This window comes from Pseudomonas sp. GW460-12-10-14-TSB1 (assembly GCF_017349775.1).
Taxonomy (GTDB): Bacteria; Pseudomonadota; Gammaproteobacteria; order Pseudomonadales; family Pseudomonadaceae; genus Aquipseudomonas; species Aquipseudomonas piscium.
The window spans coordinates 17191-38815 of the sequence record NZ_JACNAC010000015.1; the positions used below are offsets into that span (position 1 = coordinate 17191).

The window sequence follows — 21625 nt, forward strand, 5'->3', positions numbered from 1 at the left end:
GTTTCCTTGAAGTCAGGGCTCAGAGGCGTTCGATGATGGTGGCGATACCCATGCCGCCGCCGACGCAGAGGGTCGCCAGGCCGTAACGCTGGCGCCGCGCTTCCAGCTCGTCGAGCAGGGTGCCGAGGATCGCACAGCCGGTGGCGCCCAGCGGGTGGCCCATGGCGATGGAGCCGCCATTGACGTTGACCTTGCCAGGGTCGATGGCCATGTCCTTGATGAACTTCAGCACCACCGAGGCGAAGGCCTCGTTGACTTCGAACAGGTCGATGTCCTCGACCCGCAGCCCGGCCTTGGCCAGCGCCTTGCGCGTGGCCGGCGCCGGCCCGGTGAGCATGATGGTCGGATCGGTGCTGGTGACCGCCGTGGCGACGATCCGCGCCCGCGGCTTGAGACCTAGCGCCTGGCCCTTGGCTTCGGAGCCGATCAGCATCAGCGCCGCACCATCGACTATCCCTGAGCTGTTGCCCGGGGTATGCACGTGGTGGATGCGCTCGACATGGCTGTAGACCCGCAAGGCGGTAGCGTCGAAACCCATCTGGCCGATCATCTCGAAGCTGGGCTTGAGCTTGCCCAGGCCCTCGAGGGTGGAATCGGCGCGAATGAATTCATCGTGGTCCAGCAGGACGATGCCGTTCTGGTCCTGCACCGGTACCAGGGACTTGCTGAAAGCCCCCGCCGCCCTGGCCCGCGCGGCCTTTTGCTGGGATTGCAGGGCAAAGCTGTCGACATCCTCGCGGCTGAAGCCTTCCAGGGTGGCAATCAGGTCCGCGCCGATGCCTTGCGGGGTGAAATGGCTGTGCATGTTGGTTTGCGGGTCGAGTACCCAGGCGCCGCCGTCGCTGCCCATGGGCACTCGCGACATCGACTCGACACCGCCGACCACCACCAGGTCCTCGAAGCCGGAGCGCACTTTCATCGCCCCCAGGTTCACTGCCTCGAGGCCCGAGGCGCAAAAACGGTTGATCTGCACCCCGGCCACACTGACGTCCCAGTCGGCGACCAGCGCCGCGGTCTTGGCGATGTCGGCCCCCTGGTCGCCAATCGGCGTCACGCAGCCAAGCACAATGTCGTCGACCTGGCTGGTGTCGAGTTCGCTACGCCGCTGCAGGGCATCGAGCAGCCCGGCCAGCAGGTTCACCGGCTTGACGCTGTGCAGGGCGCCGTCGGCCTTGCCTTTTCCACGGGGGGTGCGTAATGCATCGAATATCAAAGCCTGGGTCATGACGTCCTCGAACCGCTGTGCAGATGAATGATGACAGGGCTCCCACTCTTGGCCCCGAGGGCCCCGGATTCAATGACCGATGCGCTCACTGACCTTGACGGTCACGCTCAGACGAACGGTAGTGAGCTAATGGATTCCGCCTGCTGCATAACGGAACTGTCTAGACAAAGGGCGGGCAAGAAGATGGCAATAGGCCTCATGCGTTTTTAAAAGCATTCGCCTATTAGCTGATATGAAATGGATCTAAGCCAAGGGTTACAAGGACCCTAAGGTAGGAACTGTAGGCAGTGAATCGTTGCAGCCGGGTCTTGCCGGTGCACGCGTAAGAAAAGGGACACATCGCCTGGCCATAGTGAAGCGGCAGGCATGCATTTGATGTTGAGGAATAACAACAAAAGGCATTCAGCCATGTTCAAGCATTCGAAAGTCCGTCAAGCGGGGCTCATTCTGTTCGCAACCACCTTGCTTCTGATCTTGCCGAACCTCACCAAAGTGATCGGCTAGAGGCGTGGCCATCCCGTCACGCAATTGCATCTTTGTGCTCCGGTTCGCTACCGGGGCCGGCGCTTGTGTGCCACTCTTTCTGACGCCGCGGCCACGCTGAATCAGGGCGTCGTCGCGCTTATCAGAAAACTGGAGACAGGCCCTACGCGGTGCTCTCCACCCCAGCGACGGAACAGCGATCAATTGAAATCTCTTATCCTCCTGTGCAGCGCCCTGCTGCTCGCCACGCCTGTGCATGCCGCGCAGCTGACCCTGGAACTGGGGGCCGGCAGCCGCACCTGGCAGACCGATGAACTGCTCAAGCACCCTCTGGCCCGGACCGTCACCGTCAAGGATGACGTGTCATACAAACGCGACATGAGTTACCGCGCGGTGCCGATCTCGGCCCTGCTCACCGGCATCAAGGCCGATGACCATCTGCAGGCCGTCGCCCTGGACGGTTTTGCCGCTGAATTGCCCGCCGCGCCCCTGCTCAACCAGGACGGCGCCCAGGCCTGGCTGGCCATCGAAGACCCGGCCAAGCCCTGGCCGCCCCTGGCTGAAGGCAAGCACAGCGCCGGGCCTTTCTACCTGGTATGGACCAACCCCCAGGCCGGTCATATCAGCCCCGAGCAATGGCCGTTCGAAGTGGCGAGCATCAAGCGCCTGGCGCCAGTGGCCGAACGTTTCCCAGCCCTGCGCCCGGACCCCAAGCTGGCGGCCGGCGATCCGGTAAACCAGGGCTTCGCCCTGTTCCAGAAGAACTGTCTGGCCTGCCATCGCCTCAACGGCGCCGGCGACTCGCAGTTCGGCCCGGACCTGAATATCCCCTACAGCCCCACCGAGTATTTCGGCGCGGACTTCCTCAAGCGCTATATCCGTGACCCTCAGAGCTTGCGCCGCTGGCCGCAGGCGAAGATGCCGGCCTTCGCAAGCAGCGTATTGCCGGATGCCGAGCTGGAGTTGCTGGTGGGGTATCTGAAGCATATGGCGGGGCGTAAGCAGGCGGCGCAATAAGGCTGGTCTTGCGGTGTTCTCCTGGGCGCTATCGCGGGCAAGCCTCGCTCCTACAGTCGAGTGAACTCCTCGGCGGCCGCTCTATTGCAACCTAATGCAATGGCTATCGATGGCATAGCCAGACTTGATTTCACCGCTTGGGCAAAACTGCGCAGAATTCGCTGCAACAGCGCAGATGACTTCAGCACCACCACGGTGCGCGGTCGACGCCCTACCCTTCATGGCGCCAATGGCAGCCGGACCCGGAATGTCCCCGACCGGTTTCCTCTCCTACCGGTCTTCCCTTTTGGCCACCCTCAGCGGGTGGCCTTTTTTTGCCCGCCTCTGTAGGAGAGAGGCTTGCCCGCGATGGAGGCCGACGCGGTTTTGCCAAAATTTCGCGTATCGCGCATAAGCTGCGCTCCTGCAGATCCCGATGGCAGAAACGAAATCGGCCGACCCGAAGGTCAGCCGATGCTGAGTCTTGACGCTATTCATATGCACTAAACGAGTAGCCCTCGAACCTCCTGCTTCACGCCCCAACCTTCAATGATCCCGCCCAGAGGCGCGACCACCGCTTCAAAGTCCTGTTCGAAATCGCCGATGCCGCCGTAGGTGGCGTACATCACCTTGCTCAGCTCCAGGTACCAGGCGCCGTCATCGCGCACGCTGACCTGGGCATTCAAGGATTCACCGCGGAACTGCCCTGCCGCCCTGCGTGCCCGCTCCTCGTCCGGGAAAATGGCGTAGAACTCGATGGGATGGAATCGTGAAAAGTCGAAACCGCCTTCTTTCATGCGGCGCAGCACGCTGCTGCTGATGTCTTCTTGATAGGCTGTGCTCATGAAACGTCCTCCTCAAACCGATGGATAGACTTTCCGTACTCCCTTGCCTGTCACCGCACGGTGCAGGCTTGCGGCGAGAAGATCGCCGCCAGGAAACAAGCATGTAGCTGACAAGACCAGACCTTAGCGATTCATTCGCTGATCTCGAATGCAGAGTAGCGCCAAGACGCAGGCGCTGCCAAGGTCTGGGTTCAAGCTCGGTAGGGCTTTGCGCATTAAAGATTAAATCGGCGTAATGCTGAGGATTTGAATGCTGTTCTGATCTTTCAGGCTCTTGACCGTAGGGTCGTCGGTACGCCCCTCCAGATCGTTGAGGTCAAGCTCGGCCGGAACCGGCAGAAGCTTTGCGCGAATCAATTGTGCCGCCTCCTCCATGCTGGGCTGCTGCTCACAGTCGAATTGCTCCACTGACTGGACACCATGATCGTCAACGAAAGTGACTTGCCACTTTTGCATCAGTGCCTCCTTGATGAAGCCCATGGATGGACTCACAAGATGTCGACCCTGAAGAGCCAGTAATCGTTCAAACCAGGGGCCCGGCGGCGCCATTAAAAAAGGCTGCCCTGGGGCAGCCTTTTGACGACGATTGGCGCTTACGGCTTCTCGGCACGCGCCTTCAATGCCTTGAGGGTGTTGAACGGCGCATCTACGACAAACTTGTTGGCCAGCCAGGACGGCACGCTGCCACCCGGCTCGGTGTGCACCTGGTAGGTCACTTCGACCTGGTCCGCGCCCTTGGGCACGAATTTCCAGAAGCCCTCGACCTGGGCGACACGCACGAAACCTTTCTCGTCGGGAACATAGGTCGGTACACCTTCGAGCTTGCGGGTCAGGCTGCCGTCGGCCGCTTCGCTGGTGGTGACGTGCAGCACCGAATCACGCGGGGTGACCGGCCACGGGGTATTGAACTGGGTGTAGGTCCAGCTCTGCTCACCTTCGTGCTTGAGCAGCTTCTGCGACTTGCATTCGTGGATCCAGGTGCAGGCGCCCGTCACGTCGTCCTGCAGCGCGCGCAGCTTGGCCACGCTGGTTTTCATGGTGGTCACGCCCCGGTAGGCCTTGTATTTGGAACCGGCCACTTCACTCAAGGAGATCTTGATGCCGTCCTCATCCTTGGCCGTTTGCCAATCTTCGGCGTGGGCGGTTGCCGAGAGCAGAACGGTCAACCCACAGAGCACAGCAATTCGATGCAGCGAACCCATTGTCTTATTCCTTATTGTTGAAGTTCCGTTCATTGAAAACACTTCACGCCGCCGTCATTTGCTCCCACCAGCCCAACAAGCGGATAGCCTCTTCCCGACTGCCGCCGCAGACTTCGACATCGGCCTGGAACGCACCACAGACGGCAGGCCGTTCGGGTTGGCCGAACAAACCGCACAGCAGTTCGACAGAAAGATGGATGCAACGTTCTCCGGCCGGTTTGCCATTGGGCATTCCGGGAATCGGGGTACTGATGGAAGGGGCAATGCAACAGGCGCCACAGCCTTCACGGCAGTTCATGACGACAAGCTCCTCGCGACGGGCAAAGTAATGAAATGACGCGGACTAGAGTAACCGCTAAAACAGCCGTTTGAAATTGGCCACCCGCTGGTTTTTGCTCTCAGGCTCGCGTGACTGACCAGTCTCCGACAAAGCGTCAGGGCCGCGGGTCACAGTCAGGATGAGGGTTTACTGCTTGAACTCGAAATCCAGCGCCGCACCTTCCACATCACGCCGCTCGTCATTGCGCAGCTGCAACTGCATTTCGTTGCTCAGCAGGCGGCCGTTGAGCTGGAACGGACTGTCGTCCTTGGGTTTCTCGCCGAACATCGGCGGCAGCAACGGGGTGTGCTTGGGCTGGTTGACCGAACCGATCGGCTGCAATTGCTTGACCATTTCCGGCGGCAGGCTCAGATCCACCTTGGCCGAAGGCAAAGGCATCTTCACGATTTCGCTGGCAGGCTTGGACTTGGAGGCAATCGGCGCGCGCCTTGGCTGTGCCTTGGCCTTGGGTTTGGCCTTGCTGGCCGCTGTCGCCTTCTTTACCGGTGCGGTTTTCTTGGCTGCTGCGGTTTTCTGCGACTTATTCGCGGTGGCGCTTGCCGCGACCTTTTCCTGGGCCGGAGCCGCCAGAACGCTGGCCGTGCCGAAAGCACTCAAGACACTGACCAATACCCAGGCAACAGGAAAAATCGCTTTCATAGAGAGGCAACAGGATCGGCGGCAAAGAGCCATATGCTCGCCTGTTGACCGCGCGAAAACAAGCGCGGTAACCGATCCTTCAAAAACCGCCCGCGGCCTCCTGGCACAGCTGGCTGGCCAACATGCCCAGGGTCATCAATGCCCGCTCGGCCTCGCGATTCCACGGCGTGCCGCAGTTGAGGCGAATGCAGTGGTTGAACTGCTCGGTATTACTGAAGATCAGCCCCGGCGCGATACTGATGCCCTGCTGCAATGCCCGGACATGCAATTCCTGGGTATTGACCCGCCCCGGCAGGCTGACCCAGAGAATGAAACCGCCGTTCGGACGGGTAATCTGCGTGCCCTCCGGGAAGTACTGCTGCACCGCCAGCTGAAAGGCGCTGAGATTCTTGCGGTACTCCTGACGGATGAAGCGCAGATGCCGGTCGTAACCGCCGTTCTCCAGATAGGCCGCGACGCCCATCTGGGTGACGCTGCAGGCCGAGTGGGTGCTGAAAGTCTGCAAGCGCTGGATTTCCTGCTGGAACTTGCCGGCAATCATCCAGCCGATGCGCACGCCCGGTGACAGGGTCTTGGAAAAGCTCGAGCAATAGATCACCCGATCCAACCGGTCATAGGCTTTCAGCGCCTTGGTACGACCGACCTCGAACATCAGTTCGCCGTAGATATCGTCTTCGACCACCTGGATATCGAAATCCGAGGCCAGGCGCAGCAACTGTTTTTGCCGCTCTTCCGGCATGGTGCCGCCCAGTGGATTGCTCAGGCGCGTGGTCAACACCAGGGCCTTGATCGACCACTGGTTGGCCGCCAGTTGCAGCGCTTCCAGACTCATGCCGGTGGAAGGGTCGCTGGGAATCTCGATGACCTTGAGCCCGAGCAGGTCGGCCAGTTGCAGCAGGCCGTAGTAAGTCGGCGATTCCGCGGCGATCAGGTCGCCCGGGCGGGTCAGCACGCGCAATGACATCTGCAGGGCATCCACGCAGCCGTGGGTGATCACCACCTCGGAGGGGTCGACCACCACGCCAGCGTCGCGCATACGGATCGCCACCTGCCGACGCAACGGCTCGAAACCGGGGCTGAACATGTAGCTGAAGGCCCGCGGACTGTGGAAACGGGTGACTTTGGCCAGTTGCTGGTGCAACGCCCGCACCGGCAGGTAATCGACGCTAGGCACCGCAGCGCCCAGCGGGAACACGCCTTCACGGCGCGACTCCACCAGTACCTGATGAATGATGCTGCTGCGTGTCACCAGGCCCGGCCGTTCGACCCGAGCGATATCCGGGGTCGGTGCGGTCAGCGCCGGGGTCTGGTGCACGTAATAGCCCGACTGCGGACGGGCGCGGATCAGCCCCTGATCCTCGAGATTGGCGTAGGCCTGGAGCACCGTGGCGTGGCTGACATTGAGCTGGGAACTCATCTTGCGCACCGAAGGTACGCGTTCCCCGGGCTGGTACACACCACGACGGATATCTTCAGCCAGCTGCTGAGCGATACGTTGATAAAGCAAGAGATTGGTCATGACGCTGCACTCGATTTCACCGGCATTTTATTCTTGTGGATGACGATACCGGAACAGTTCATAAGTGTACTGGGACAGTTGCCACAATAGTCGACCATACAGGGCAGTGTCAGCAAAAACTGTACTGTTTTGTGTGCCAATCGTCAGGCACAAAAAAACCCGGCTCCACAGGGAAACCGGGTTGTTTTGACCATCCGCGTCTTAGCGCGCGGCGCCCAGCTGGCCTTTCTCGTCGGAGAAGACGATTTCCACCCGACGGTTCTGCGCCCGCCCACGTTCCGAGGCGTTGGCCTCGACCGGGTACTCATCGCCATAACCTTCGACCTGGACCCGTTTCTCCTCGACCCCCAGGTCCACTAGGATATCGGCCACGGACTGCGCCCGGTCTCGGGACAGTTTCAGATTGCTCTGCTTGTCGCCGGTGTTGTCCGTGTAGCCCTCGATCCGCACCACGCGCTTGGGGTTCAGTTGGAGAAATTGCACGACCTTCAACACGGTGCGGTTGGCCGAGCTTTTCAGCTCCGCTTCGCCGGTGTCGAACAATACATCGCCCAGGGTCATCACCAGCCCGCGATCGGTCTGGGTCGTCGCCAGGTTGATGATCTGCTCTTCCAGCCACTTGCCCTGTTGCTGCACGCTCAGCAGTTTGGCCTCGCGCAGGGCCAGTTGCAGGCGCTGGCGTTCGAGTTCGAGCTTGGCCGCCTGCTCCTGGTTCAGCGCCTGGTTGGTGTGCTCGCGGGCGATTTCGCTGTAGCGCTGGCTGAGGTAGGCGTAGTGCACGACATCCGAACCGCTGCCCCAGTAGCTGGACAGGCGATCGGCCCGGGCCAGGGACTCACCGGCACGGATCACGTCCTTGGGTGCGATGCGCAGCACATTGGAGTCTTCCTTGACCTTCTGGAAGTCTTCGCTGGCCTGTTCCAGCGCTGCTTCGCTGCGCTGCCCGGCGCAGCCGTAAAGGCCGGTACAGGCGATCAACAGGGCGCCACCCAATACTCGAGTCAGACGAATCATCGGGCATCTCCCAACTGCTTGCGCAGACGAGTGATACGGGTCTGGACGAGGTTCAGTTGCTCCTGGCTTTTCAGGGTCAGGACTCGCGCCTCGGCCAGGCGTGCATCCAGTTCCGCCTGTTCGGCACGCATGCGCGCATGCTTGAACGACTCTTCCTGCATGTTGCGTTGGGCGCGGGCGAACTTGTCCTCGGCCAGTTTCATTTCCGGCACATCCTCTGCCGTGGCCCCCACGGCCTTGGCCTGGGCCAGGGTTTGTTCGGTCAGGCGCATTTGTTCATTCGGCGCCGGATCGGCTGCGCAACCCGCCAGAGCCAGGACGGCCAGGGCAGCGAAAAGAGGTCGAATACTCACTAGAAATCCCTACTGTTTGGGGGTGCTGACAGGTTGCTGCAACTGTGCCTTCCAACGCTCGAGATTGCGCTGCAGCACGGCTTCCGTCAGGCCGGACGCAGGCAATTCTGTCATCTTTTTCGCCAACTGTCCGCGCAACCATGGGTCGTTGCAGGCGGAGTTGTGCGAGACGGCCAGGAACAGGCCAGGTTTGTCGGCAGGTTGCGGGAATGCCAGCAGATCATTGGCCATGCCCAGCGACTGGGCCAGGGCTGTGCCGGCGTAGCGCCCAGCCAGTACATACTCCACCTCCCCCAGCAGCAGTTTCTGGAACGCCTGGGTCAGGTTCGGCATGCGGGTCAGGCTCAATTGCTCCTTGGCGAAGGCTTCGAAGGACGGCGTCAAGCGCGCCCTTTCCGACAACGCACCGGTATGCCCATGCAGGTCTGACGGCTGGCTGTAGTTCAGCGTCGAGCCCTTGCGGGTCCAGACCAGGAAATCGTTCTCCAGCAGCGGCGGATGAATGTAGTCCAGCGTTTCCAGCTCGTTCACCGTCAGTGGCGCGTCGGCCAGCATGTCCATGCGCCCGCTGCGCACTTCGTCCAGGGCGGCGGAGCGTTTGCCGGCATACAACAGCTCGACCTTGATCCCCAGTTCCTGCGCCACGTGCTGCAGCAGTTCGGCGCTGGCGCCAATCAGGTGGCTGGGGTCCTGCGGGTCGCGCCACAGATACGGCGGGGCGTCCGGACTGCCGGTCACCACCAGGCGCTCGCATTTGCCGGCGGCCATCGATAGCAACGGCATCAATGTCAGTCCCAGCAGCACTGACAGGCCACCCAGGCGTCGCAGATCCATGGCGAAATTCTCCCGTTCAAATCCCAGACAATAAAAAAGCCCGGCCAAAAGACCGGGCTCTCTTATAAGTGAAGCCGCTGGATTAGACCAGCTTCTCCAGCTCAGGTACGGCTTCGAACAAGTCCGCCACCAGGCCGTAATCGGCCACCTGGAAGATCGGTGCTTCTTCATCCTTGTTGATCGCAACGATCACCTTGGAGTCTTTCATGCCGGCCAGGTGCTGGATCGCGCCGGAGATACCGACGGCGATGTACAGCTGTGGCGCAACGATCTTGCCGGTCTGGCCGACCTGCATGTCGTTGGGTACGAAACCTGCGTCGACCGCGGCGCGCGAAGCACCCACGGCAGCGCCCAGCTTGTCGGCCAGGGCGTACAGGTGTTTGAAGTTGTCGCCGTTCTGCATGCCGCGGCCGCCGGAAATGACGATCTTGGCAGCGGTCAGTTCAGGACGGTCGGACTTGGCCAGCTCTTCGCCGACGAAGCTCGATTTGCCTGCATCGTGAGCGGCAGCAACCGCTTCGACAGCGGCCGAACCGCCTTCGGCGGCAACCGGGTCGAAACCGGTGGCGCGCACGGTGATGACCTTCACGGCAGCGTTCGATTGCACGGTAGCGATGGCGTTACCGGCATAGATCGGACGCTTGAAGGTGTCGGCGCTTTCTACCGAGATGATCTCGGAGATCTGGTCGACGTCCAGCTGCGCGGCAACGCGCGGCAGGATGTTTTTGCCGTTGGAAGTGGCGGCGGCCAGGATGTGGCTGTAGCCCTTGCCCAACTCGGCGACCAGCGGGGCAACGTTTTCCGGCAGCTGGTGCGCGTAGGCAGCATTGTCAGCAGACAGGACTTTGCTCACGCCAGCGATTTTCGCAGCGGCTTCAGCCACGGCGCCAGCGCCCTGGCCGGCGACCAGAACGTGGATGTCGCCGCCAATTTTGGCAGCGGCAGCAACGGTGTTCAGGGTGGCCGGAGCCAGCACCTTGTTGTCGTGTTCAGCGATTACCAAGATAGTCATGGTCAGATTACCTTCGCTTCGTTTTTCAGTTTCTCGACCAGTTCAGCGACCGACTTGACCTTGATACCCGCGCTGCGTGCAGCCGGCGCTTCGACTTTCAGGGTCTTGTTGGTAGAGGCGGTGGAAACGCCCAAAGCATCAGGAGTCAGCACTTCAAGCGGCTTCTTCTTGGCTTTCATGATGTTTGGCAGAGACGCGTAGCGCGGCTCGTTCAAACGCAGGTCGGTGGTGACGATCGCTGGCAGGTTCAGCGAAACGGTTTGCAGACCGCCGTCGATTTCACGGGTCACGGCAACCTTGTCGCCCGACACTTCGACCTTGGAGGCGAAGGTACCTTGAGCGTAACCGCTCAGGGCAGCCAGCATCTGGCCGGTCTGGTTGTTGTCGCTGTCGATGGCTTGCTTGCCAAGGATCACCAGCTGAGGCTGTTCCTTGTCGACCACGGCCTTGAGCAGCTTGGCCACGGCCAGGGAGTTCAGTTCATCAGCGGATTCGACGAGGATGGCACGATCGGCACCCAGCGCCAGGGCGGTACGCAGTTGCTCTTGAGCAGTAGCGGGACCGATGGAGACGACGACGATTTCAGTCGCTACGCCTTTTTCTTTCAGGCGTACGGCTTCTTCCACTGCGATTTCGCAGAAAGGGTTCATCGACATCTTGACGTTGGCGAGGTCGACGCCGGAATTGTCCGCCTTGACGCGAACCTTGACGTTGTAATCGACAACGCGTTTGACAGCTACAAGAACCTTCATGGATTCCTCGTTACTCTCCGGTGAAAAGAAAGTCGCCTAGGCGAACCTGGCGGTTGATGCTCATCGGGCACAAGGGCACCTCTAAAAACGCTGGCATGGACTCTTGCAACAGCAGACAGATGACCCTGCTCACGGGATGATGACCGTTCGTCAGTAGCGACTGGCCGGTCATTCTTTATCGCGGCGTGTAAACTGCACGTTGCGTCACCTTTGTACTGCCTTCGCCCTGTCTTTAGAGGTGCTCTTGAAACCAACAGTCAGCCTACGGCGAGCGCAAAACCGACCGTATCTTGACCGGAACGCCTATTCTGGTCAATACGGCAAAATGGTCAGTCATAAGCCGCGTTTCTTCGATTCTACACGGCCTCCAGCAAATTCAAACAAACGTTTGTATTGGCCCCTGGGAGTGGTGTAGATATAATGCGCCGCCTAGAGAAAAAGGCGGGTCGTTCATTGTCCACTCCCCTGTCCGGCGGAGAAAATCATCGATGCGACACCCAACCTCCAATTAGAAAAAACCGTTGAGCCTTGAGTAGGAGATAGCCTGTGGAACGCGAATACATGGAATTCGACGTGGTCATCGTCGGTGCCGGCCCCGCTGGCTTGTCCGCCGCCTGCCGACTGAAGCAGAAGGCCGCCGAAGCCGGTAAGGAAATCAGCGTCTGCGTGGTCGAGAAAGGCTCCGAAGTCGGTGCTCACATTCTTTCCGGCGCCGTGTTCGAACCGCGCGCCCTGAACGAGCTGTTCCCGGACTGGAAGGAGCTCGGCGCGCCGCTGAACACCCCGGTCAAGCGCGATGACATCTATGTCCTGAAAAACGCCGACAGCTCGATCAAAGTTCCCGACTTCTTTGTGCCCAAGACCATGCACAACGAAGGCAACTACATCATCTCCCTGGGCAACCTGTGCCGCTGGCTGGCCCAGCAGGCCGAGAACCTGGGCGTGGAAATCTACCCGGGCTTCGCCGCCCAGGAAGCGCTGTTCGACGACAACGGCGTGGTTCGCGGGATCATCACCGGTGACCTGGGTGTCGACCGCGAAGGCAATCCGAAGGAAGGCCTGTACACCCCCGGCATGGAACTGCGTGGCAAGTACACCCTGTTCGCCGAAGGCTGCCGTGGCCACATCGGCAAGCAGCTGATCCAGCGCTTCAACCTGGACAGCGACGCCGACGCTCAGCACTACGGCATTGGCCTGAAAGAAATCTGGGAAATCGACCCGGCCAAGCATCAGCCAGGCCTGGTGGTCCACACCGCCGGCTGGCCGCTGGACATCATGGGCACCGAGAACACCGGCGGTTCCTTCCTTTATCACCTGGAAAACAACCAGGTGGTGGTCGGCCTGATCGTCGACCTGTCCTACAGCAACACCTACCTGTCGCCGTTCGACGAGTTCCAGCGCCTCAAGCATCACCCGGTGCTCAAGCAGTACCTCGAAGGCGGCAAGCGTGTCAGCTATGGCGCGCGGGCCATCTGCAAAGGCGGCCTGAACTCGCTGCCGAAGATGGTATTCAAAGGCGGCGCGCTGATCGGCTGCGACCTGGGCACCCTGAACTTCGCCAAGATCAAGGGCAGCCACACCGCCATGAAGTCCGGCATGCTCGCCGCTGACGCCGTGGCCGATGCGCTGTTCGCCGGTTCCGAAGGCGCCGACGAGCTGAACACCTATGTAGAAGCGTTCAAGTCCAGCTGGCTGTACGAAGAACTGTTCGCCAGCCGCAACTTCGGCTCGGCGATCCACAAGTACGGCGCCATCGTCGGCGGCGGTTTCAACTGGGTCGACCAGAACATCTTCGGCGGCAAGCTGCCGTTCACCCTGCACGACACCAAGCCGGACTACGCCTGCCTGAAGCTGGCCGCGGACTGCAAGAAGATCGACTACCCGAAACCGGACGGCAAGCTCAGCTTCGACAAACTCAGCTCGGTGTTCATCTCGGGTACCAACCATGAAGAAGAACAGCCTTGCCACCTGAAGCTGACCGATCCGAGCATCCCGATCGGCAAGAACCTGCCGCTGTACGATGAGCCTGCTCAACGCTACTGCCCGGCCGGAGTATATGAAGTGATCACCAAGGAAGATGGCGAGAAGCGCTTCCAGATCAACGCCCAGAACTGCGTGCACTGCAAGACCTGCGACATCAAGGACCCGGCGCAGAACATCACCTGGGTCGCGCCAGAAGGCGCGGGCGGTCCGACTTACCCGAACATGTAAGGCGTACGCTTGAAGAAAAAAGGCTCCCGAACGGGGGCCTTTTTTATTGCCAGCACCACTGCCCCGCTTCTGTAGGAGCACAGCTTGCGTGCGATAAGGTCTTGGCGATGTCTCTGTCAGACCGCGTCAGCCTTCATCGCGGGCAAGCCTCGCTCCTACAGAAGAGTGTCGCTCCAACCCGTCACGCCGCTCGCTCATCCCCCGGATTGCGCTCGAAGTAGCGCTTGTACTCGCGGCTGAATTGCGAGGTGCTCTGGTAACCCACCCGATGCGCCACCTGGGCCACGCCCAACCCTTCCCCCAGCAGCAACTGCTGCGCCTTGAGCAAGCGCAGGCGCTTGAGGTACTGCACCGGCGACAGCAGCGTGCTGCGCTTGAAATGCTCATGAAAGGTCGAGGCGCTCATGTTCGCGCAACGGGCCAGGGTCTCGACGTTCAGCGGCTCGGTGTAATGCTCGTGCAAGTGATTCAGCGAGGCGGAAATCCGGGCGAACTGCCCCTGCTGCTCCACCAGCGCGCGCAGCACATCGGCCTGGGGCCCGCGCAAGACGGTGAACATCAATTCGCGCAAGCGCGCCTGGCCCATCACCTTGCACTCCAGAGGATCGTGCAGGCAGCGCAGCAGGCGCTCCACGCAACCGCGCATGGTGTCGTCGAGCACCACCGAGGTCATGGACTCCGGGGTCTGCGCCTGGGCACTGCGCCCCGCGGCACCTCCCATCGCCAACACCAGCTCGCCCAACAGCGCCCGGTCGATGGCGATGGACACCCCGAGCAAGGGCGCATCGGGCATGGCGAAGGTCTCGCATTCAAAGGGCACCGACAGCGCCTGGATCAGGTAATGCCCGGCGCCGTACTCCAGGGTCCGCGGGCCCAGGTACGCCAATTTGCTGCCCTGGACGATGATCATCAGGCTCGGCTCGTAGATCTGCGGGCCACGGGCCACATCGCAACTGGCCCGCAGCACCTTGACCTCGGGCAGCGCCGTGGGGACGAAACCGTCGCGGGTCGCAAGGGGCTGGATCAGGGACACCAGGGTGGCGTTGGCATCGAGATGACGGGTCAACAACATGGGGAAAACTTCACGGAAAAAGGGATGAAAACATCATCGCAGGTCTGAGCGCCAATGCCGCGGGCAAATGGCCGATGGCGGAGGAATAGGCATGACATGACGAGGAATCGCCATGTTCGCACCAGGCAGCGGCGCCGAGAATGGCCCGCCTCACCTGTCAGTGCTTTTGCGAGGTTCATCATGTACACAGCCATAGGTTACGCCGCCCAGTCAGCCACCACGCCCCTCGCCCCCATGAGCTTTCAGCGACGCAGCCCGCGCCCGGATGACGTGGCCATCGAGATTCTCTACTGCGGCGTCTGCCACTCCGATATCCACCAGGCCCGCAATGAATGGGGCATCGCCGTGTACCCGCTGATGCCGGGCCACGAGATCGTCGGCAAGGTCACCGCGGTCGGTGCCCAAGTGACCAAGCACAAGGTCGGCGATCTGGTCGGCGTCGGCTGCATGGTCGACTCCTGCCGGCATTGCGAAGCCTGCGCCGCCAACCTGGAGCAATACTGCCTGGAAGGCCCGACCATGACTTACGCCACCCCGGACCGGGTCGACGGCAGCAACACCATGGGCGGTTACTCCGACAGCATCGTGGTCAGCGAGCACTTTGTCGTACGCATCCCCGAGAAGCTCGACCTGGCCAGCGCCGCACCGATCCTCTGCGCGGGCATCACCACCTACTCGCCGCTCAAGCATTACGGGGTGAAGGCCGGCGACAAGGTGGGCATTCTCGGCATGGGCGGCCTGGGCCACATGGGCATCAAGTTCGCCAAGGCCCTGGGCGCGGAAGTGACCCTGTTCACCCGTTCGGCGAGCAAGGCCGAGGAAGGTCGTCGCCAGGGCGCCGATCATGTGATCGTCTCCACCGATGCCGAACAGATGAAAGCCGCGGCCGGCCGCTTCGACTTCCTGTTGGACACCATCCCAGTGCAACACGACCTCAACCCCTACCTGGATACCCTGCGCTTCGACGGCGTACATATCCTGGTCGGCTTGATCGAACCGGTGGACCCGCCCGTGCACGCGGCCAAGCTGGTGCTGGGGCGTCGCGTGCTGGCCGGCTCGCTGATCGGCGGCGTGGCCGAAACCCAGGAAGTGCTGGATTTCTGCGCCGAGCACAACATCACCTGCGACATCGAAATGCTCGACATCCGCCAGATCAACGAGGCTTACGCGCGGATGATCGCCGGCGATGTGAAGTACCGCTTCGTCATCGACATGGCCACCCTCAAGCAATAAACGCGACCCCGTAGGAGCGAGGCTTGCCCGCGATGGCGGTAAGTCTGAAAAAACGCTACGCGGGCAAGCCTCGCTCCTACAGAGGAAGAACCCTCGGCCGCCAAGTTCGGCGCAAACGCCAGAAATAGGTCATGCGCTTTACAGCTTCGCCAGCACTACAGTGTGCTGCCATGGAGCGGTGGGCTCAGCCTTGGGCGAACGCGCGCAGCACATCGCCATCCATGCGGTACCTTACCCACTCTTCCTGCGGCTGGGCGCCCAGGGATTTGTAGAACTGGATCGCCGGTTCGTTCCACTCCAGCACGCTCCACTCGAAGCGCCCGCAACCGTTGTCGCAGGCGATCCGCGCCAGGTGCCGCAGCAGCTGCTTGCCAGCGCCGCCGCCGCGTTGTGCAGGGGTGATGTAGAGGTCTTCCAGGTACAGGCAATTGCTGCCCAGCCAGGTGGAATAGCTGAAGAAAAACACCGCGAAACCGATCGGCACGCCATCGCGCAGGCAGATCAGGCCGTGGGCCGTGGCGCCCTCGCTGAACAGGCTGCGCTCAATGTCGGCGACACTGGCGATGACCTCATGGCGAGCGCGTTCGTAATCGGCCAACTCCCTGATGAAGGCAAGGATTTGCGGTGCATCGCTGGGCACGGCTGGGCGGATTTCGACGGACATCGGCGGGTCTCGGTTGGAAGGCAGGCGGCCATATTAGATCGACAGGGGAAGGACATGCACGGGTATTTCACCGGGATGTGCCTGGAGGTCGTGGCGGGTGATTGTCCATGTCGGAATTGCCCGGTTCCCGTAACCCGTGCCGCAGACTTACCGGTCAGCCCCCCAACAAAGGACGCTGGTGTGAGCGCCATGGGCTTTATCACCGCCTTCGACAGCGGCTACAGTGGCGCGTTATTCACCCGCTGATGGCTCCCTCCAGATGACCGCCCACGCTTTTGCTCCCCTGCCCGATCTCGCCAACACCCTGCTGCCCCATGCGCTGGAGCCCGTCGACGACGGCGCCCACGACCTGTCGCACCTGCAGCGGGTATGGGCCAATGTACGGCGTATCGCCAGGGAAGACGGCGGCGACTTGCAAGTGTTGCTCGCCGCCACCCTGCTGCACGATTGCGTCAACGTGGAAAAGAGCTCACCGCTGCGCGCCCAGGCCTCGCGCCTGTCGGCGGAAAAGGCCTCGGCCCTGCTGCACCAGTTGGGCTGGCCCGAAGCGAAGATCGCCGCGGTGGCCCACGCCATCGAAGCCCACAGTTTTTCCGCCGCCATCCAGGCCGACACCCTGGAGGCGAAGATCCTGCAGGACGCCGACCGTCTCGACGCCCTGGGCGCTCTCGGCGTGGCCCGTACCTTCTATGTCGGCGGCCGGTTGAACCGAGCCTTCTACGATCCCCACGACCCGCACGCCGAGCACCGCGGCTACGACGACCTGAACTTCACCCTCGACCACTTCCACACCAAGCTGCTGCACCTGGCGGAGGGGTTTCAGACCCTGACCGGCGCACGCCTGGCACAAGTGCGGCATGCCCGCCTGAAGCGCTTCATGGACGAGTTCATCGACGAGATCGGCGCCTGACTTACTCCGCCTCGTGCTAACTCCGAAGCCTGCAGGATCACAACTGCCACGATCCTGGCCATGACCCTGTTGAATGCCGCAGGCCCCCTCAAGCACCGGCTCAGCAGGTCGGATGGTTGAAGCGATTGATCATGTTGCCGTAGGTGCGGTTGTAGCGGTTGGCCGAGCGGACGATGCTCGAACTCTGCATCTGCGCCGACAGGTTCTTCATAGCGCCCTCGGGAGCGCGCTTGTACACCCCGTCCTTGACGTCGCGGATGATCGAACGCGACTGGCCGATGAACTCATTGATTTCCAGCATGCCGCCACCGCACGACTTGCCGCTCTGCGCCGCCTGGGCGCTGACCTTGCCATTCCAGCCCGCGGCCGCGTCGGCCACCAGTGCCAGGGACTTCTCGAAAGCCGCCAGGGCCTGCGGATCGTTCGGTTCGACGAACAGCGTCTCGGCATCGGCGGTGTTGAGTTTGCCGTAGTAGATCAACCCGGCCCGGTAGTAGGCCGCGGTGTCTTTCGGCGCCTCATCGAAGGCCTGCTTGGTCAGCGCCAGGTCACGGGCCCCAAGGCCGGCGTAGAAGTCCTGCTCCTTGTCGCTGACCGCGGTCAGGGCGGCCAGATAGGCCTGGCTCTGCCGACGGGCCTGGTCGCCGTTGTCGCTCAGGTAGCCCTTGGAGGTCGCGTAGTTCTGCAGCTCATGACTCAGCGGCGAGAGGGTTTTCAGGGCCGCGGAAAAGGCCTGGGCCGCCTGATCCACTTCCGGGATCGGCGTATCGATGGCCAGGGCGCCATCCAGGGCCCGGCTCAGGCGATCGATGAGGATATCGTTGCCGACGCTGAAAGCGGTGATCGGCGCCTTGCCTGCCAGGGCCGGCACCTCGTACTGCCGGTAACGCTGCAAGAACGTCTGGAAGGATTCGCTGATGCTGTTCGCCGCACCGACGTACTGGTTGTATTTATCGATTTCCTGTTGCCGGGCATCGACCTGTGCCACAGGCTGGCTGACTTTCTCACTCTTGTCGCCACAACCGGCCAGCAGCACGGTGCCGCCCATCAGGGCCGCAGCCAAAAACATCCGAGTCTTCATTTTTTCATTCCTTGGAAAAGTGCACCGCGACCGCACGGCAACCGCAGCGGACCGGTAACAGCCTTGGGTTTGCGCGCAGGCATTGTGCGAGACTCCCCCCGCCCTGGCAAACCTCAGGCCGTCCTGGCCTGCCCTTTTTGCGCTGAATGCCGCGCTTCTGTGATCGCGATCACAACCCTCTGGCGTCGATACCGAGAGCCCCATTCGTCGATTCCCGGGCACTTCTCGACCGTTCTCCCGCCCCAATCTCAGGTACCCACTGCCAAAGGAGAGCGCTCATGCCTCGTGGAAGCAAAGCCAAATACACCGCCGAACAGAAGCGCAAGGCCGCGCATATCGAAGCCGGCTACGAAGCCAAGGGCGTGCCCAAGGAAGAAGCCGAAGCGCGTGCCTGGGCCACGGTGAACAAGCAGTCCGGTGGTGGGGAACGGGCTGGCGGGTCCGGGCAACACACACCGGCCTCGGAAAAGGCCGCCGCGCGCCAGTCCTCGGCCAGGCGTGCCGTCGCCAGCCGAGAGGGGCACGCCCGCAACAGCAAGGTTTCATTGAGTACCCAGACGAAAGACAGCCTGCTGAAGGAAGCCCGGGTGAAAAACATTCGCGGCCGCTCGACCATGAGCAAGCAGGAGTTGATCGAGGCGTTACGCAAGGCGGGATAAGCCATCGATCGCAAGCATTGCTCCCTGTAGGAGCGAGCTTGCTCGCGATCCCCTCACTCCGTCAGCAAGTGTCTAGCCGTGGACGCCATTCCCGTTGACCAGCGCATCCACCTCCACCGTACCCGGTGCGGTGGCCGGCCCCCAGCGAGTCACCGCCAGGGCCGCCGCGGCGTTGGCACGCCGCGCCGCCTGCAGTGGCTCCAGCCCCTGCGCCAGGGCTGCGACGAAGACCCCGGCATGGGCATCGCCGGCACCGTTGCTGTCCACCGCCTGGACCTTGAAGCCCGGCACATGGGCGCTGTGGCCATGCTGGCTGACCCAGCAACCCTGCGGTCCGTCCCTGACCACCAGCAACACCTCTTGCGACAGCCCCTCATGCAGGCGTTGCAGGGCTTCGGCGATGGTCGAGGCCCCGGTGAAACGCAGCGCCTCGACGCTGTTGCTGGTCCAGATATCGATACGCGGCAGCAGCCGGCGCATGGCCGCCGAGTCCGGCGAATCCACCAGCGGGCCCGGATCGAACGCCAGCCGGATCGCCCGTGGCAAGGCCAGCAGCCAGTCCAGCAAAGCCTCGGCCTTGCCGGCATGCAGCAGGCTGTAGCCGCTGACATAGACAGAATCGTCGGCCTGCACCGCGACACCGGCCAGGTCCTCGGCCGACAGCTGGCCTTCCGCCCCGATGTAGGAAATGAAGCTGCGCTCGGCCGTGGCTTCGGTCAGCGCCACACACAGACCGGTGTCCTCGGTGCGGCTGGCCTCGAGAGTGACCTGGATGCCCTCGGCACGCATCGCCTCACGCGCCAGCTCACCGAAGCGGCCATTGCCGTGTCGTCCCAGGTACAGCACCGGCAAGCCGTTACGCTGGGCGGCCGCCATCACGTTGAAACCGCCGCCGGCTTCGAAGCTGGCGGACTGTGCCAACACGTCGCCGCCGGAGTTCGGCAGGCGCTCCACGGACATCACCAGATCGACGATGACCTGGCCGGTGTGCAGCATTCTAGGCATTGGCATTCTCGACAAAAGCAGCGCGGCGGTCCCTGGCCCCGCCCAACACGGCATATACCCCACCGGCCACCAGGAAGGTGACGATCCAGCCCAGGCCGTTATGCCCCAGCCAGGAGTCGGCCAGCGGCCCGACGAACCAGAGGTTTTCGGCGGTGGTGCCGATGGTGGTGAAGCTGAAGCCCAGCACTATGGCCAGCACCCAGGCACCGAAGGCCCGCCATTCGACACCGCCGCGATACCAATAGGCGCTGCTCGGGCTGACGTCCAGCAGGTCCTTGGGGCTGTAGTAGTGACGATGGATCAGGTCGACCACGAAGATCCCGACCCAGGCGGTGAGAGGCACCGCCAGCAAGGAAATGAAGGTAATGAACGGCCCGTAGAAACTCTCGGCGATCAGCATGAAGTAGATGGAGCCGGCGAAGATCGCCACGATGTCCACCACCACCGCATACACCCGCTTGACCTTGAGCCCCAGGGTCAGGGTGGTCAGGCCGGCCGAGTACACCGACAGGTTGTTCGACAGCAGCAGGCCGCCGAAAGCGGTGATCAGGTAGGGCACCGCCATCCAGGTCGGCAGCATGTCGCGGATCGCCACGATCGGGTCGGTGGCCGAGGCCAGGTCGTCATTGCCCACCGACAGCAGGCCGCCCAGGGTAATCAGCAGCACCAGCGGAATGCCGGCGCCGAAGGCCGCCGATGCCACCAGGCGCGAGGCCTTGACGCTGCTGTGCTGGTAACGCGACATGTCGGCACCGGTATTGGCCCAGCCGATACCGGTGCCCGCGGCCATGGTGCCGATACCGATGATCATCGCACTCAACGGCGCCGGGGTGGCGTTGAACACCGCGCTCCAGTCGATGGTGGCGCAGAGGAAGCCGCCCACCAGCAGGTTCAGCGCGCCGAACACATAGGTGGCCCACTTCTGGATCACCAGCAGGGTCGCGTGGCCGAGGCCGGAGACGGCCAGGGTCAGCAGCACGAAAATGCCGATGAACACCAGGGTCAGCAGCGGCGCGCTCTTGGCCTCCACCGGCGAGCCGAACAGGATCGAACACAGCGACAACAGGACGAAGGCGGCGGTGGTGGTGTTGACGGTTTCCCAGCCCACCCGCGACATCAGCGACACCAGGGTCGGGCCGATGTTGCCGCGCACGCCGAAGATCGCCCGCGACAGCGTCAGGCTCGGCGCCCGCCCGCGACGGCCGGCGATGGAGATGATCCCCACCACCGCGAACGAACCGGCGGCACCGAGGATGGCGACGATGATCGCCTGCCAGATCGACAAGCCGCGAAAGGCCACCAGGGTCGCCCCCAGCGGCAAGCCGAGGATGCTGATATTGGCGGCGAACCAGACCCAGAACAGTTGCAGCGGATGGCCGTTGCACTCGCCTTCCGGCACCGGCTCGATGCCACGGGTTTCCAGCTGCCCGGCGCTTTGCCCGGGGTTCGATGCACTCATGAAAAAACTCCTGTTGCCTTTGTTGTGATTGTCGGCAATTTCGGAAGTCGATCAGACGTCCCGGCATTCCTCGCCGTATTCCTGCTATCCATGGCAAATAGGCCTCAGCGGCGGCTC

At 62.2% G+C, this 21625-nt stretch carries 22 protein-coding genes; 5 read left to right on the forward strand and 17 right to left on the reverse strand.

Translation table 11 applies throughout. From position 1 onward, the window contains the following. Window positions 1–19 precede the first annotated feature (19 nt). Window positions 20–1225 carry an acetyl-CoA C-acetyltransferase gene (locus J4D52_RS11890; protein WP_009047872.1) on the reverse strand — a complete coding sequence of 402 codons (1206 nt, stop codon included), beginning with the start codon at window positions 1223–1225 and terminating at the stop codon, window positions 20–22. A 687-nt stretch (window positions 1226–1912) separates the two neighbouring features. Between J4D52_RS11890 and J4D52_RS11895 the strand changes: the two genes are divergently transcribed. Further along, window positions 1913–2725: a cytochrome c gene (locus J4D52_RS11895; protein WP_025804313.1), complete on the forward strand. Its 813-nt coding sequence runs from the start codon at window positions 1913–1915 to the stop codon at window positions 2723–2725. A 482-nt stretch (window positions 2726–3207) separates the two neighbouring features. Here the strand turns inward: J4D52_RS11895 and J4D52_RS11900 are convergent, their stop codons facing one another. From J4D52_RS11900 to J4D52_RS11950, 11 genes are all read right to left on the reverse strand, one after another. Further along, window positions 3208–3549 (reverse strand): ribonuclease E inhibitor RraB, encoded by a 342-nt coding sequence (locus J4D52_RS11900; protein WP_025804314.1) that lies wholly within the window; start codon window positions 3547–3549, stop codon window positions 3208–3210. A gap of 222 nt (window positions 3550–3771) precedes the next feature. Then, window positions 3772–4029, reverse strand: a complete 258-nt coding sequence (locus J4D52_RS11905) for a hypothetical protein (RefSeq protein WP_038580813.1) — start codon at window positions 4027–4029, stop codon at window positions 3772–3774. A 113-nt stretch (window positions 4030–4142) separates the two neighbouring features. Next, window positions 4143–4751 carry an START domain-containing protein gene (locus J4D52_RS11910; protein WP_063429165.1) on the reverse strand — a complete coding sequence of 203 codons (609 nt, stop codon included), beginning with the start codon at window positions 4749–4751 and terminating at the stop codon, window positions 4143–4145. Between the two features lie 43 nt (window positions 4752–4794). After that, on the reverse strand, window positions 4795–5049 hold the full coding sequence (locus J4D52_RS11915) for a YkgJ family cysteine cluster protein (RefSeq protein ID WP_080710501.1): 255 nt from the start codon (window positions 5047–5049) through the stop codon (window positions 4795–4797). Window positions 5050–5217: 168 nt separating this feature from the next. Then, window positions 5218–5730 (reverse strand): hypothetical protein, encoded by a 513-nt coding sequence (locus J4D52_RS11920; protein WP_063429162.1) that lies wholly within the window; start codon window positions 5728–5730, stop codon window positions 5218–5220. 79 nt (window positions 5731–5809) lie between these two features. Next, window positions 5810–7249 carry a PLP-dependent aminotransferase family protein gene (locus tag J4D52_RS11925; protein ID WP_007928140.1) on the reverse strand — a complete coding sequence of 480 codons (1440 nt, stop codon included), beginning with the start codon at window positions 7247–7249 and terminating at the stop codon, window positions 5810–5812. A 201-nt stretch (window positions 7250–7450) separates the two neighbouring features. Continuing rightward, the gene (locus J4D52_RS11930; RefSeq protein ID WP_063429160.1) at window positions 7451–8263 is read right to left on the reverse strand and encodes an OmpA family protein; all 813 of its coding nucleotides are present in this window, start codon (window positions 8261–8263) and stop codon (window positions 7451–7453) included. Then, a complete protein-coding gene (locus tag J4D52_RS11935; protein ID WP_063429159.1) occupies window positions 8260–8616 on the reverse strand; it encodes a DUF4398 domain-containing protein in 357 nt (118 codons plus the stop codon). Before J4D52_RS11935 ends, J4D52_RS11930 begins: the two co-directional genes overlap by 4 nt. Window positions 8617–8625: 9 nt before the next feature. After that, on the reverse strand, window positions 8626–9450 hold the full coding sequence (locus J4D52_RS11940; RefSeq protein ID WP_063429158.1) for an ABC transporter substrate-binding protein: 825 nt from the start codon (window positions 9448–9450) through the stop codon (window positions 8626–8628). An 82-nt stretch (window positions 9451–9532) separates the two neighbouring features. Then, complete coding sequence (locus tag J4D52_RS11945; RefSeq protein WP_009042879.1) at window positions 9533–10462, reverse strand: electron transfer flavoprotein subunit alpha/FixB family protein; 930 nt, start codon at window positions 10460–10462, stop codon at window positions 9533–9535. Window positions 10463–10464: 2 nt separating this feature from the next. Further along, window positions 10465–11214, reverse strand: coding sequence for an electron transfer flavoprotein subunit beta/FixA family protein (locus J4D52_RS11950; RefSeq protein WP_007928126.1), 750 nt, complete (start codon window positions 11212–11214; stop codon window positions 10465–10467). 546 nt (window positions 11215–11760) lie between these two features. On the opposite strand from J4D52_RS11950, the gene J4D52_RS11955 reads away from it, so the two are divergent. Beyond that, window positions 11761–13425 carry an electron transfer flavoprotein-ubiquinone oxidoreductase gene (locus J4D52_RS11955; RefSeq protein WP_063429157.1) on the forward strand — a complete coding sequence of 555 codons (1665 nt, stop codon included), beginning with the start codon at window positions 11761–11763 and terminating at the stop codon, window positions 13423–13425. Between the two features lie 181 nt (window positions 13426–13606). On the opposite strand, the gene J4D52_RS11960 is transcribed toward J4D52_RS11955, so the two are convergent. Beyond that, window positions 13607–14497 (reverse strand): AraC family transcriptional regulator, encoded by an 891-nt coding sequence (locus tag J4D52_RS11960; protein ID WP_063429156.1) that lies wholly within the window; start codon window positions 14495–14497, stop codon window positions 13607–13609. A gap of 180 nt (window positions 14498–14677) precedes the next feature. On the opposite strand from J4D52_RS11960, the gene J4D52_RS11965 reads away from it, so the two are divergent. Beyond that, the gene (locus J4D52_RS11965; protein ID WP_063429155.1) at window positions 14678–15730 is read left to right on the forward strand and encodes an NAD(P)-dependent alcohol dehydrogenase; all 1053 of its coding nucleotides are present in this window, start codon (window positions 14678–14680) and stop codon (window positions 15728–15730) included. 184 nt (window positions 15731–15914) lie between these two features. Here J4D52_RS11965 and J4D52_RS11970 read toward each other — a convergent pair whose 3' ends face one another. After that, window positions 15915–16394 (reverse strand): GNAT family N-acetyltransferase, encoded by a 480-nt coding sequence (locus J4D52_RS11970; RefSeq protein WP_007928100.1) that lies wholly within the window; start codon window positions 16392–16394, stop codon window positions 15915–15917. Between the two features lie 259 nt (window positions 16395–16653). Between J4D52_RS11970 and J4D52_RS11975 the strand changes: the two genes are divergently transcribed. Beyond that, the gene (locus tag J4D52_RS11975; protein ID WP_063429154.1) at window positions 16654–17304 is read left to right on the forward strand and encodes an HD domain-containing protein; all 651 of its coding nucleotides are present in this window, start codon (window positions 16654–16656) and stop codon (window positions 17302–17304) included. Window positions 17305–17404: 100 nt separating this feature from the next. Here J4D52_RS11975 and J4D52_RS11980 read toward each other — a convergent pair whose 3' ends face one another. After that, entirely contained in the window at window positions 17405–18385 is a 981-nt protein-coding gene (locus J4D52_RS11980; protein ID WP_063429153.1) for a DUF3829 domain-containing protein, read from the reverse strand. Window positions 18386–18663: 278 nt separating this feature from the next. Between J4D52_RS11980 and J4D52_RS11985 the strand changes: the two genes are divergently transcribed. Further along, complete coding sequence (locus tag J4D52_RS11985; RefSeq protein WP_063429152.1) at window positions 18664–19044, forward strand: hypothetical protein; 381 nt, start codon at window positions 18664–18666, stop codon at window positions 19042–19044. A gap of 72 nt (window positions 19045–19116) precedes the next feature. Here the strand turns inward: J4D52_RS11985 and J4D52_RS11990 are convergent, their stop codons facing one another. Further along, window positions 19117–20049 (reverse strand): PfkB family carbohydrate kinase, encoded by a 933-nt coding sequence (locus J4D52_RS11990; protein WP_063429150.1) that lies wholly within the window; start codon window positions 20047–20049, stop codon window positions 19117–19119. Continuing rightward, the gene (locus J4D52_RS11995) at window positions 20042–21508 is read right to left on the reverse strand and encodes a cytosine permease (RefSeq protein ID WP_102676833.1); all 1467 of its coding nucleotides are present in this window, start codon (window positions 21506–21508) and stop codon (window positions 20042–20044) included. Before J4D52_RS11995 ends, J4D52_RS11990 begins: the two co-directional genes overlap by 8 nt. Between the last annotated feature and the right edge of the window lie 117 nt (window positions 21509–21625).